The 12,582-nt window shown below is 72.3% G+C and carries 12 protein-coding genes; 5 read left to right on the top strand and 7 right to left on the bottom strand.

What is annotated here, in order from left to right; genetic code table 11:
- Nucleotides 1–5: 5 nt before the first annotated feature.
- The 5 genes from VNF07_07390 to VNF07_07370 are packed head-to-tail and all read right to left on the bottom strand — an operon-like array spanning nt 6 to nt 4,767.
- Nucleotides 6–713, bottom strand: coding sequence for a response regulator transcription factor (locus tag VNF07_07390; GenBank protein ID HVB06047.1), 708 nt, complete (start codon nt 711–713; stop codon nt 6–8).
- On the bottom strand, nt 710–2,845 hold the full coding sequence (locus VNF07_07385) for an ATP-binding protein (protein ID HVB06046.1): 2,136 nt from the start codon (nt 2,843–2,845) through the stop codon (nt 710–712). Before VNF07_07385 ends, VNF07_07390 begins: the two co-directional genes overlap by 4 nt.
- Nucleotides 2,842–3,216 (bottom strand): response regulator, encoded by a 375-nt coding sequence (locus VNF07_07380; GenBank protein ID HVB06045.1) that lies wholly within the window; start codon nt 3,214–3,216, stop codon nt 2,842–2,844. The genes VNF07_07385 and VNF07_07380 overlap by 4 nt, the downstream gene beginning before the upstream one ends.
- Entirely contained in the window at nt 3,213–3,578 is a 366-nt protein-coding gene (locus tag VNF07_07375) for a response regulator (protein ID HVB06044.1), read from the bottom strand. The genes VNF07_07380 and VNF07_07375 overlap by 4 nt, the downstream gene beginning before the upstream one ends.
- 58 nt (nt 3,579–3,636) lie before the next feature.
- A complete protein-coding gene (locus VNF07_07370; GenBank protein ID HVB06043.1) occupies nt 3,637–4,767 on the bottom strand; it encodes an amidase in 1,131 nt (376 codons plus the stop codon).
- A 130-nt stretch (nt 4,768–4,897) separates the two neighbouring features.
- Here VNF07_07370 and VNF07_07365 point away from each other — a divergent pair, with 130 nt between their 5' ends.
- From VNF07_07365 to VNF07_07345, 5 genes are read left to right on the top strand one after another with little or no spacing between them, the layout of a single operon-like run.
- Entirely contained in the window at nt 4,898–5,647 is a 750-nt protein-coding gene (locus VNF07_07365) for an SDR family oxidoreductase (protein ID HVB06042.1), read from the top strand.
- 54 nt (nt 5,648–5,701) lie between these two features.
- Complete coding sequence (locus VNF07_07360; GenBank protein HVB06041.1) at nt 5,702–5,944, top strand: hypothetical protein; 243 nt, start codon at nt 5,702–5,704, stop codon at nt 5,942–5,944.
- A gap of 13 nt (nt 5,945–5,957) precedes the next feature.
- On the top strand, nt 5,958–6,254 hold the full coding sequence (locus tag VNF07_07355) for a DUF1330 domain-containing protein (GenBank protein ID HVB06040.1): 297 nt from the start codon (nt 5,958–5,960) through the stop codon (nt 6,252–6,254).
- Between the two features lie 19 nt (nt 6,255–6,273).
- A complete protein-coding gene (locus VNF07_07350) occupies nt 6,274–6,657 on the top strand; it encodes a VOC family protein (protein ID HVB06039.1) in 384 nt (127 codons plus the stop codon).
- A 7-nt stretch (nt 6,658–6,664) separates the two neighbouring features.
- A complete protein-coding gene (locus VNF07_07345; GenBank protein HVB06038.1) occupies nt 6,665–7,483 on the top strand; it encodes a PhzF family phenazine biosynthesis protein in 819 nt (272 codons plus the stop codon).
- On the opposite strand, the gene VNF07_07340 is transcribed toward VNF07_07345, so the two are convergent.
- Nucleotides 7,455–11,060, bottom strand: coding sequence for an IPT/TIG domain-containing protein (locus VNF07_07340; GenBank protein ID HVB06037.1), 3,606 nt, complete (start codon nt 11,058–11,060; stop codon nt 7,455–7,457). The genes VNF07_07345 and VNF07_07340 overlap by 29 nt on opposite strands.
- A 46-nt stretch (nt 11,061–11,106) precedes the next feature.
- Nucleotides 11,107–12,582: an MFS transporter gene (locus tag VNF07_07335; protein HVB06036.1), complete on the bottom strand. Its 1,476-nt coding sequence runs from the start codon at nt 12,580–12,582 to the stop codon at nt 11,107–11,109.

Below are 12,582 nucleotides of genomic sequence, written 5' to 3'. Positions count from 1 at the left end.
CGGAGTCAGCCGGGGCCGAGGCGGTAGCCGACGCCGCGCACGGTGCGGATGTAGCGGCCGTTCTGCGCCGAGTCGCCGAGCTTGCGCCGCAGGTTGGCCATGTGCACGTCGACCACGTGGCCGTCGCCGAGCCAGTCGGTCTGCCAGACCTGCTCGAGCAGCACGTCGCGGGGCCAGACTCGCCGTGGGTTGCTGAGGAGCGTGGCGAGGAGGTCGAACTCGAGCTTGGTGAGCTCGAGCGGCTCGCCGGCGACGTGCACCTCGCGGGACTCGGTGTCGACCTCGAGCTCGCCGAAGCGCATCGCCGCCTCCGCGCCCTCGGCGGCCGGGTTCGCCTTCTTGGCGCGGGGGCGGCGGAACATCGCTGCCACCCGCGCCCGCAGCTCGCGTGGCGAGAAGGGCTTGGTGAGGTAGTCGTCCGCGCCGACCTCGAGGCCGATCAGGCGGTCGACCTCCTCCCCGCGGGCCGTGATGATCACGACGTAGGCGTCGGTGAAGGCGCGCAGCTCCCGGCAGACCTCGATCCCGTCGATGTCCGGGAGGGAGAGGTCGAGCGTGACGAGGTCGGGCTGCATCTCCCGCGCCTTCGCGATCCCCGCCGCGCCCGAGGCCGTCTCGCTGACCGTGAAGCCGGCCTGCTCGAGGACGGTGACGAGCAGCTGGCGGATGTCCGGATCGTCCTCGACGACGACGGCGCTGCGGCTCTCGGTCACTTCGGCACCACTCCCTCTCCCTCGTTCATCGTCGCCGATCGGGCGGCGGCGCGCCGATCCGACCGCCCGCGCATCGCGGTGCCGCGGGATTCGGTGCGGCGGTCAGCCGGGATGCGGATCACGAACGAGGTCCCCACGCCGAGCTCGGAGTGGATCTCGAGCGTCCCGCCGTGGTGCTCCACGATGTTGCGGACGATGGTGAGCCCGAGGCCGGTGCCGGGGATCGCCCGCTCGGTCGCGTTCGACGCCCGGAAGAAGCGGGTCGACAGCTGCTCGAGCTCGTCGGGGGGGATGCCGATCCCGGTGTCGTTCACCGCGAGGCGCAGCTCGGCTCGATCGCGCGTCGCGAGCACGGTCACCGCGCCCCCTTCCGGGGTGAACTTCGCGGCGTTGGCGAGCAGATTGAGCAGCGCCCGCTCGAGCTGGCTGCGGTCCGCCATCACGAGGCCGAGGTCCTCGGCGAACTCGGTGTGCAAGGTAAGGCCCTTGTCGCGCACGGTCGGCTCGATGACCTGCAGCACGTCGTCGATGATCGCGGCCACGTCGACGGGCTCGAGGCTGACCCGGAAGGCGCCGACCTCGATGCGCGAGAGGGTGAGGAGGTCCTCGATCAGCCCTCGCAGCCGTCGGGCGTTGCGGTCCACGATCTCGAGCATCTTCATCTGCTGCTCGGTGACCGGGCCGGCATCCTCCTCCTCGAGCATCTCGACGTAGCCGGCGATCGAGGTGAGCGGCGTGCGCAGCTCGTGCGAGACGGTGGAGAGGAACTCGCTCTTGGAGCGGTCGAGCTCCTGGAGCTGGGCGACGAGCTCGCGCTGCGCGGTGAAGAGCTGCGCGTGCTGCATGGCGCGGCCGAGCTCCTCGCCGGCCACCTCGATCAGCCCCACCTCGTCCTCCTGCCAGTAGCGGGGGCTGTTGTCGAGGATCACGAGGCTGCCGAGGAGCTCGCCGGCGGCGACGATCGGGCTGATCACCGAGGCGCGCAGGTCGACGCGGCTGAAGTGGGTCGTGATGTCCGGCGCCGTGAGACGGGCGTCGGTGCGGGCGTCCTCGATGACCAGGCTGCGGCCGTCCCGGGTGGCCTCGGCGATCAGCTTCGCCACCCCCGGCGGGCGCGCAATCGAAGGGCCGAGATCGTCGAGGCCCTCGCGATGCCACTCGGCGGCGATCGCATCGACCACGTCGTCGTTCGCCAGCCGGACGAAGACCCGGTCGACGTCGAAGGCGACCCCGACCGCGGCCACCGCCTCGCCGAGCAGGTCGGCCAGGTCGATGTGCTCGCGCACGTCGTGGGTGACGAGGTCCGAGAGGGCGCGGATGCGCGCCCGTCGCCGCTCGTCGCCGCCGAGGCGCTCCGCGAGGGCGTTCAACGCGTGCCCGGCGGCCTGCACCTCGGCGGGGCCGTCGGGGTCGACGCGGGCGCTGCTGTCGCCGCCGTGCAGGCGGGAGATCGCCGCGACGAGCGACTCGAGGGGGAGGACAAGCGTGCGCCGCGCCCGCAGGCCGATGACGGCCGCGATGGCGACGGTGAGGAGGGCGGCGGCGGAAACGACGAACAAGGCGATCGACTCTGTCGAGTCGGCATTCGTGCGCGCGGCGCGGATCTCGTTGTCGACCACCTTGGCGGCGTCGGCGCTCGCGGCCTGGATCGTGCTGAAGGCGCTCCGCAAAGTGGCCGCGTCCAAGGCCGCGGCGGCGGGCATCGCCGGTTGGCGGGCGAGCGGCGAGGCAACCGCGAGCCAGCCGTCGGCCTGTGCCTGGACGGCGAGGAGCGCCGACTCGGCGGCGGGATCATTCCCCGCGGCGAGCAGCGCCGAGGTCATCTCCTTCTCGTAACTCCGGACGCCGCTGCGGTACTCGGCGAGGAACTGCGCGCCGCCCGCCCCCGAGCTGAGCTCGTAGGCGCGGATCGAGCTCTCCGCGCCGGCGATGGTCTGCAGGATCGCGGCGTTGTCGTTCTGCAGCGGGTCGAGGGAGTGGACGATGCGGTCGACGGCGCCGCTGATCCCCGCCACCGCGAACAGACCTGTGCCGCCGCTGAGCGCGGCCGCGACAAGCGCGGCGACGATGCCCCGGCGGACGTAGCTGCGGATGCCCCCCGTCGCGCCGTCGGCACCGTCCGCGCCGTTCACCGTGCTGCGCCCTGCAGCGCCTCCTCGACGCGTTCCAGGAGGCCGCGCGGACTGAAGGGCTTCACGACGTAGTCGGTCGCTCCTGCGGCGAGGCCGACCTCGACGTCGCTCTCCTCGGCGCGTGCCGAGAGCAGGATGACCGGCAGGGAGGCGAATTGCGGGTCGTGCCGCACCGCGGCGCACACCTCGACACCGCCGCGGCCGGGCATCGAGGCGTCGAGTAGGACGAGGTCGATCCCCCCGCCGCGCAGCGCGTCGAGCACCGCCTCGCCGTTCGCAAAGGCGACGACCTCATAGCCGGAGAGCTCGAGCTTCGCGACGACGAGCTCGCGGATGTCGCGGTCGTCGTCGGCGACGAGGATGCGGGTCACGGTCCGCTCGTCCGCAGCTCCGCGAGCAGGGGGAGGAGGACGCGGTCGACGTCGGTGCGGCCGAAGGGCTTGGGGAGGACGGCGTCACTGTCCTCGCCGATGTCCTGGGGGTCGAGGACCGACGTCGTCACGATCTTGCAGTGGTGGTCCTCGAGGGCGCGCAGCGCCTGGATGACCTCGTGGCCGTCCATGTCGGGGAGGAGGATGTCGACGATCGCGAGGTCGGGCGGAGCCTTCGCGATCGCGTCGAGACCGGCACGCCCGGTCTTCACGAGCGTCGGCACGCAGCCGAGGCGCTCGAGGTGCTTGCCGAGGAGCGCGAGGAGGTCGCCGTCGTCCTCGACGACGAGTGCGGTGGCCACCCGCGCAGCATAGGTGAGCGGCCCTTTTGCCCTTGCGCACCGTCCGCGCGCCCGCCGGTCAGCGCGCTGCGGCCGCTTCGATCTGGAGGCCGGTGGCGACGAGCAGCTCCTCGCCGCCCGCCGGGCCGACGAGCTGCAGGCTCGCCGGGAAGGGCCCCGGCGTCGCGACGGGGAGCGAGAGCGCCGGGAGGCCGGCCAGGTTCACCGGCATCGTGAGCAACGTGTAGTTGTGCTGGTAGGCCTCGTCGAGGGGCGGGGGGAAGAATCCCACCGAGGGGAGGGCGAGCAGCTCCACCTCCGCGAAGAGGGGCGCGAGCTCGGCGAGGAAGCGCTCGCGGCCGACCCTCGCCGCTTGTCGGCGGCCCTCGTCGACGCGCGCCGCCGAAGCGAGGCGGTCGCGCACGGCGGCCGAGAGCTTGGCGGCCCGCTCGGGGTCCTCGAGGAGGGCGGCATTGGCCACCACCGCCTCGGTCACGAGCAGGTCCACCCCCGCGCGGTAGGCGTCGGACCAGGTCGGGATGGCGATCTCCACCACCTCGAGGCCGCAGCGGGCGAGGAGCTCGTCGAGCGCGCCGTCGATCAGCGGGTCGACGGGTACGCCGTCGGGGCGGACCCTGCCGAGGCGGCGCGCCGGGTGGGGCGCGGGGCGGAAGGAGGGCTCGAGGAGGGTCATCCCCTCGCTCACCGCGCCCACGTCGGCTGCCATCGGGCCGACGGTGTCGAGGCTCGGCGCGAGCGGCCAGACGCCCGTCAGCGGCACCCTCCCCCAGGTCGTCTTCAGCCCGGCGATCCCACAAAAGGCGGCGGGGACGCGGATCGAGCCGCCGGTGTCCGAACCGAGGGCGATCCTCGCCTCGCCGCTCGTCACGGCGACCGCCGAACCGGAGGAGGAGCCGCCCGGGACGCGTGTCGCGTCGAAGGGGTTCACCGGCGTCCCGTAGTGCTCATTCACCCCGGCGGCGCCGAAGGCGAGCTCGTGGAGGTTGGCCTTGCCGACGATGCGGGCCCCCGCGGCGCGCGCCCCGGCCAACAGGGGCGCGTCGCTCTCGGCGGGACGCGCCCGCTCGGCCACGGCGTACGAGCCCGCCGTCGTGGGCACGCCGGCCACGTCGATCAGGTCCTTCACGGCGAGCGTCGGGCCGGTCCCTTCGCTCTCGAGGCGGGTGATGAAGGTCGCATCGCTCGTCACCGCCGGAGGGTACCGCGCCGCGCCGTGCCGTCCGCGGCGCGGGCCCGGCCCCCGCGCGCGCCACCGTTAGTGTGTCCCGGCGCTCGCAGCGCCCGGACAAGCTCGCAGCGCCCGGACAAGGAGGATGTACGTGGAGGTCCCAACGCGGCTCGTGGGGCGGAAGGCGATCGTGACGGGGGCGGCCGGAGGCCTCGGTGAGGCGATCGCAGAGCGCCTCGCTGCGGAGGGCGCCACCGTCGCGCTCCTCGACGTGAAGGACGCCGCTCCCGCGGCCGAGAAGATCGGCGGCGGGGCGCGTGCCTGGCACTGCGACGTCACCGACCGCGCCGGCGTCGGCAGCGTGGTGGACGAGGTGGCGTCGTCCTTCGGTGGCGTGGACATCCTCGTGAACAACGCCGGCCTGCTCTCGGGGCGGCGCCCCTTCCTCGAGGTCGACAAGGAGGAGATGCTCCGCTACTACGAGACCAACGTGGTCGGCTACCTCCACCTCGCGCAGGCCTGCTTCCCCTATCTGAAAGAGAGCGAGCACCGCGGCCGCATCGTGAACGTCGCCTCGCGCACCTTCTTCACCGGAAGCCCCGGCCAGCTCGCCTACGTGGCGAGCAAGGGCGGCGTCTTCGGCCTCACGCGGGTGCTCGCCCGCGAGCTCGGCGAGCACGGCATCACCGTGAACGCGGTGATGCCCTCACAGGTCGCCACCCCGGGCACCGAGGCCCATTCCGGGCCGGAGATGTTCGAGTCGACGATGCGCCTGCAGATCCTGAAGGAGTTCGTGCGCCCTGCGGACTTCGCCCCGATCGTCGCCTTCCTCGCCTCCGACGACGCCCGCCTGATCACCGGCCAGTCGATGGTCTGTGACGGGGGAGGCCTGCTGTACTGACGGCCCCCGCGCGTCCAACCCGGCTCGCCGGGGGGCGCGGGGTTATGGTGGGAGATGCCTCAGAACCAGTTGCGTATCGCCGCAGCAGTGCTCTTCGTGCTCGGCGCCATCGCCATCATCGTCGCGATCCTTTACTTCGCGCTCCCCGCCCACTCACTTCCCTCCTTCCTTCCGGGACGGGTGGCCCACATCAACGGCCACCGCAACCGGCGGGGCATCGCGGCCGTGGTGGTGGCGATCGTCCTGCTCGCGGTCGGCGGCTGGGCCTACTCGAACGCCAGGCGCCCCGCGGCGTGACCCGCGCCAGCTGATGGCCGCCTACGTGGTCGTCGAGTCGCGGGTGAGCGACCCCGAGCGCTACAAGGCCTACGCCGCCCTCGCCGAGCAGTCGATCGCCGAGGCCGGAGGCCGCTACCTCGCGCGCGGTGGCGCGACGGAGACCCTCGAAGGCGACTGGGCGCCCCCGCGCGTCGTCGTGCTGGAGTTCGCGGACGTCGACACCGCCCGCCGCTGGTACGAGTCCGAGAGCTACCGGGCGGCGCGCGCGGCACGTGCCGGTGCCGCCGAACTCCAGATGGTCCTCGTCGAGGGCGTGCCGCCCTCCTAGGGCGCGGAGAGGGAGGACCATGCCAAGCACGGCGCGCGTCGTCGGCTTCGACCACATCGTGATCAACGTCGCCGACCCCGAGGCCTCGCTCGCCTTCTACTGCGACCTCCTCGGCATGGAGCCTGTGCGCCTCGAGGAGTGGCGGGCGGGGGAGTGCCGCTTCCCCTCGGTGAGGGTGGGCCCCGATACGATCCTCGACCTCGCCCCCGGCGAGCGGCCGGGCGAGAACATCGACCACTTCTGCCTCATCATCGAGCCGACCGACCTAGAGGCGCTCGCCGCCTCGGGGAGCTTCGACGTCGCCGGGCCGCCCGGCAACCGTTACGGCGCGCGCGGGCGGGGCGACTCGCTCTACGTCCGGGATCCCGACGGCAACCGGGTCGAGCTCCGCTACTACGACTGAGCGCCCGTTGCGGATCTTCCAGGTCGACGCCTTCACCGACCACGCCTTCTCCGGCAACCCGGCGGGCGTCTGCCTCCTCGAGGGGGGAGAGGACGACACGCTGTTGCAGGCGATCGCCGCGGAGATGGGCTGCTCCGAGACGGCCTTCCTCCTCCCCGCCGCGGGAGTGATGGCGCTCCGCTGGTTCACTCCCGTGGTCGAGGTCGATCTCTGTGGCCACGCCACCCTCTCGGCCGCGGTCGTGCTCTGGAGGAGCGGCCTCGCGAAGGGGCCGCTCGGCTTCTCGACCCGCTCCGGCCTCCTCGGCGCCACCCCGCACGGAGGCGGCGCGGAGCTCGACTTCCCGGCCCGCCCCACGGCCCCCCTCGCCACCCCGCCCGCCCTCACCGACGCGCTCGGCGCCGAGCCCGTCGTGGTCCACGAGTCCGCCGACAACTGGCTGGTGGAGCTCGGCTCGCCGGCACAGGTCGCGGCGCTCGCGCCCGACCTCGCCGCGCTGCGCGCCCTCCCGACGCGCGGCGTCCTTGTCACTTCGGCGGGCGGACCGGATGGCTGTGACTTCGTCTCCCGCTACTTCGCGCCGGCGGTCGGGGTCGACGAGGACCCGGTGACCGGCTCGGCGCACTGCACTCTCGGCCCCTACTGGGCGGCGCGCCTCGGCCGCGAGGAGCTCGTCGGCCGTCAGCTCTCGGCGCGCGGCGGGACGGTGCGCGTCGCGGTGCGCGGCGAGCGGGTGCTGCTCCGGGGGGAGGCCGTCGTCGTCCTCGCGGGCGAGCTCTTCCCCGAAGGGGAGGCGCTCAGCAGCGGCGGGGCGCGGGGAAGCTGACTGCGAGGGCCTTCCCGAGAGCCGTGCCGTCGGCCGGGTCGCGGGCGGTGAAGCTCACCGCCCGACGGCTGCGGTCGCTCACCACGAAGGCCACGCCACCGCGGCCGTTGCTCACGCCGCTCGCCGGCTTCACGGTCGCCTTCGAGCCGGCGCTCGCCGAGAGCACGACGAGGCGCCCGGGGAGGTTCTGCCCCGCGGCGCTGCGCACCGTCACCGTGAGCCGGCCGCTGCCGGCCCCGGTCGGACAGCTCGTCTTCACCGCCGCGGAGAGCGCCACGCCGGAACGGCTCGCCGAGGGCATCGCGCCGAAGGTGACGGTCACCCGGGCGGTGAGGGTGAGGTGCTTCTTGGTGTCGGTGGCGCGGTAGGTGACGCTCTCGGCGTGGCGGTCGCTCACCGAGAAGGTCGCGACGCCCGAGCGGCTCGTGGTCGAGGCGGCCGGAGCGATGACTGACTTTCCTCCGAGCGCGGTGAGCACCACCCGCTTCCCGCTCACCTCGTTGCCAGCGGCGTCAAAAAGGGTGACCTTGACGGCAGCGTGCGCGTGGCCGTTGGCGGCCACGGACCGAGCGTTGACCGCGAGCGTTGACCGCCGCGCGGAGACCGGGCCGATGCGAACGACCCTTGGGAGGGTCACCGGCGCTGTCACGGGTGGGGTGGCAATGACGACACTCGAGGGGGTCGTGACGACACTCGAGGGGGTCGTCACGACTGGCGCCTGGAAGGTGAACTGCGCCCCGCCACCGTCCGCCGAGTTCCCCGCCGCATTCGCGACGGTGACGGTCACGGTCCCCGCGGCTGCGCTCGGCGCGACTGCCGAGATCGTCGTGTCGGAGAGAATCATGTAGCTCGTCGCGGCCGTGCCACCGAAGGAGATTGCTCCGGTCGCGGGGACGCTCGAGAAGCCCGAGCCAGAGATGATGACGGTGGTCCCGCCGCTCGTCGGCCCGTTCTGTGTCGAAAGGCTGGAGATCACCGCCGGATAGGTGAACTGGTCGAGGCTGCTCGTCGCGGACGTCCCAAGAGGGTTGGAGACCGTGACATCGACTGTTCCTGCCGGACCCGTTGGAGCAGAGGCAGAGATCTGCGTGTCCGAAAGCCTCGTGAAGCTCGTGGATGCTGAGCCGAACGCGACGCTCGAAGCTCCAGCAAAGCCGCTGCCGGTAATCGTCACCCCTGTCCCGTTGGCGCCTGACCCGGGAGAGACTGAGCTGACCGTCGGCGCATAGGTGAAGTTGGCTCCTCCCGAAGCTACCGACGTCCCGTAGACATTGGTGGCCGTGATTGCCACCGTGCTTCCGGGCGTCCCCACCGGCACCGTGGCAGTGATCGTGCTGTCAGAGGCCACCGAAAGAGCGGCGGACGCGGCACCGAAATGAATGGCCGTCACGGTGTAGAGACCCGACCCGCTCAGTGTCACCGACGTACCGGAAGATCCACCCTCGGGCGCCACCGCCGTGAGGGTGGGGACGCCATAGGCGAAGCGGTCGCCGGTGACCACGGCCGAGGTGCCGCGGGCCGTGGTGGCGGTGATATCGACCGTCTGGCCAGGACTTGCTGGGGGCACCTGGAGGGTCATCGAGGTCCCGGAGCTGTTGACGACCACGGAGGCCATGTTCACGGGCGCACTGCCGAACGACATCGAAGTAACGCCAGTGAGATGCTCGCCGGTCACGGTCACCGTGCTCCCAGCAATCGCCGCATCGGGGCTCACCGAGGCGATGCAGGGGCTGCCGAGGAGGGGGACGAGCGCCGCGGCCTCGGGGGTCCCGAGGCCGGTGACCATGTCGTACTTGCTGCCCGCGGGGTAGAGGCCGACGTTCTGACTCGTGGCGTCGTTGTTGCCGGTCGTCACGTCATTGAACGCAGAGGAGTAGCTGCTCGTCGCGGCGATCGCGTAGAGGTCGGGATTGGCAAAGCCGACCGCTGCCGGCGAACAAGTCGTGTGCGCGTCGGCGAGAGCGACGATCGCGGCCCACAGCGGCGCCGCGCCGCTCGTCCCCCCGACGCTCTCCCAGCCGAAGTCTGCCGACTCGTAGACGACGTAGCCCGTGCTCGGGTCGGCGTCGGCCGAGACGTCGGGGACCTCCCTGCAGTACCCGCTCGAGGCACCGCAAGGTGACCCGGAGGAATGGCTGTTCTCGACGTTCAGTCCGGCGGGGGCCGAGGACTGGTACGAGGGCATCGCCCAGAAAGTGGAGATCCCGCCGCCACCGTCGTTCCACGCGCTCTCCGTCGGCGGACTGGTGGCGACGTTGGTGAGCGTCGTGCCACCCACGCCGGTGACGTTCGGCTGGGCGGCGGGGTCGAGGACCTGCAGGTCGGTCGTCGGGTTGGGGTCGTTCGTCCCGGAGTAGTCGCAGCCCTCCGAGCCCTGGTCTCCAGCCGCGGCGAGGATCGTCTGCCCCTGGGTCGCAGCCTGCGCGAAGAGGGTGTTCTCGGCTTGGGCGCCGGTGCTCCCGGAGTAGCCCATGTCGTACTCGCAGGCGCCCCAGGAGGTCGAGATCACCTGGGCGGTGTTGTCGTCGATGATCTGCTTGTAGGTGTCGAAGGGGCCGTTGGCGGTGGCGTCGGTGAAGTTGTTCGGCCCCTGGTAGACGACGACGTTCGCGTCGGGGGCGAGCTCGACCACGTTGTCGATGTCGAGCTGGGTCTCGAGGCCCCCCTGGCTGCCGATCGGGCCGCCGTCCACCTGCTCGTAGTTGACGCTCGTGGAGACGCCGTAGCAGCTCTTGAAGGTCGCGGTGTCCGACGCCGAGGAGGAGTAGGGCTCGAGCTCGTAGAGGGCGATCGTCACGCCCTGGCCGAGGTCACCGGTGCCGTACACGCTGTTCAGGCCGTAGGCCTGGGAGAGCTTGGTCGAGGTCATCATGTTCGAGAAGCCGCTCGAGGCGCTCGAGCAGGGGACCGGGCCGCCGGTCTGCGGCTGGACCGCGGCGCTCGACGCCGAGGAGACCGGCACGCTCAGGTTGTCGAGGCCGACGATCCCGCGCACCGCCGAGGCGATCGCCCTCGGCACCGCCGGCGCAGCGGTGTTGGCGAAGAAGGTGCGCCCCTTCGGCCCTCGGTACCGGTCGAACGAGAGGCTCAGCGCCCGTTCGAAGGTCGACACCTGTCCCGAGACGGGGACGAAGAGTCCGTCAGGGGCGGGGGTCCCGGCGGTGAGGCCGACCGCGTCGAGGGCCTGCTGGACGGCAGCGGCCGCGCCCGCGGGAGCGCCGAAGCGAGCGGCGAACTGCGCGGTCGTGAGGTACTGGTGGTAGTCAGGCGAGCCGGGCGTCGCGACCGCGCTGGCGTAGGCCTGCAGCGCGGCGGGGTCCTGCGGGGTGAGGGCGACCTCGGCCTGCAGGGTGCTCGCCGGGTCGAGCGCACCGAGGGCGGAGAAGGCCGGGTCGACCGAGGGGGCCCGCCCGACCCGCACCGTCCCGGCCTGTGCGACCGAGGCGGGGACGACGGCGAGGGCGGTGCCGAGGAGGGCGATCGCCGCGGGGACGAGGCCGCGTCGAAACAGTGCAGGGGTGTGCCCCGGGGCGCCGCCGCCCCCCGTTGTTCGCTCCCGCGATTCCTTGTACACCATCACAGTTTCCTACGGCTCGGGAGGTGCCGTGTGACGAATCCCCATTTCAGTCCGCACGGGCCCGTCGGTGGGGAGTGATCAGCAGCCCCGCGACGGCCGTCGAGAAGGCCGCGACGGCGGCGGCGACGAGCCAGGCGACTCGGCTCGCCTCGTCGAAGGCGTGTCCCGTCGCGGCGAGGGTGCTCGGCGACAGCGCGGGCGAGAAGGCCCCGAGACTGATCGAGCGGTGCGCGAGCGCGGCGGGCAGCGCGCCGTGGAAGACGGTGGTGAGCACCGAGCCGAGGACCGCCACGCCGAGAAGGTTGCCGAGCTGGCGGGCGACCGAGATCGCCGCCGCAGCCACCCCCGCCTGAGCGCGGGGCATCCCCGAGACGGCGGTGTTGGTGATCGCCGGGGTCGCGAGGCCGGTCCCGAAGCCGAGCACGGCGTAGCAGCAGGCGAAGACGAGGTAGCCGGTGTCGCGATGGGTCGCCGCGAGGCCGAGGCACGCCGCGAGGAGACAGGCGCTGCCGCCGACGAGCGCGAGGCGGGGGCCGCGCCGCGCCACGAGGTGGCCGCCGACGAGGGCCATCCCGGCGATCACCGCCGTCGCCGGCAGCGTGCGCAGCCCCGCACCGAGCGGCGAGTCGCCGCGCACCTCCTGCAGCAGGAGCGTGTTCACGAAGAGGAAGCCGGTGAAGACGAAGAAGATCGCGGTCGCGATCACAAAGGCCGCGGAGAAGGAGGCGCGGGAGAAGAAGTGCAGGTCGAGGAGGGGCTCGGGTTGCCGCTGCTCGACGACCACGAAGGTCGCGAGGCAGACCGCCGCGAGCGCGAAGACACCGAGGGTGACCGGCGAGGTCCACCCCTCGCTCGGCCCCTCGATGATCCCGAAGGTCGCGGCGGCGATCGTCACGACGGTGAGGAGCTGGCCGGCGCCGTCGACGCGCCGGGGGTGCTCAGCGCGGGACTCGGGGACGTGCGCCCGCGCGAGCAGGTAGGCGGCGGCCCCGACGGGGATGTTGGCGAGGAAGACCGCCCGCCAGCCGAAGGCATCGACGAGAAGACCGCCGAGGATCGGCCCGGAGGCGAGCGCGACCCCGAAGGTCGCGCTCCAGACGCCGATCGCCTTGGCCCGCTCCTTCGGGTCGAGGAAGGTGTTGGTGATGATCCCGAGCGTGCTCGGCACGAGCAGCGAGCCGCCGACCGCCTGCAGCGCGCGGAAGACGATGAGGAGGCCGAGGTCGGGAGCGAGGCTGCAGGCGAGGGAGGCGGCGAGGAACAGCCGCAGGCCGATGAGAAAGGCGCGCCGTCGGCCAATGCGGTCGCTCACCGCCCCCGCCGCGAGCAGCAGGCTCCCGAGGGCGACGAGGTAGGCGTCGACCGTCCACTGCAGTCCCGCCACCGAAGCGTGCAGGCTCGTGCCGATTGCCGGCAGCGCGACGTTCACGATCGCGTTGTCGAGCCAGGTCATGAACAGGCTCAGGCAGCAGATGACGAGGACCACCCGCTTGCGAGTGGTCGGCGCCACGTCGAGGCGCAC

The sequence above is a fragment of the Acidimicrobiales bacterium genome, from assembly GCA_035533595.1.
GTDB lineage: Bacteria > Actinomycetota > Acidimicrobiia > Acidimicrobiales > Bog-793 > DATLTN01.
This window is presented reverse-complemented; position numbering and strand designations above follow the sequence as displayed.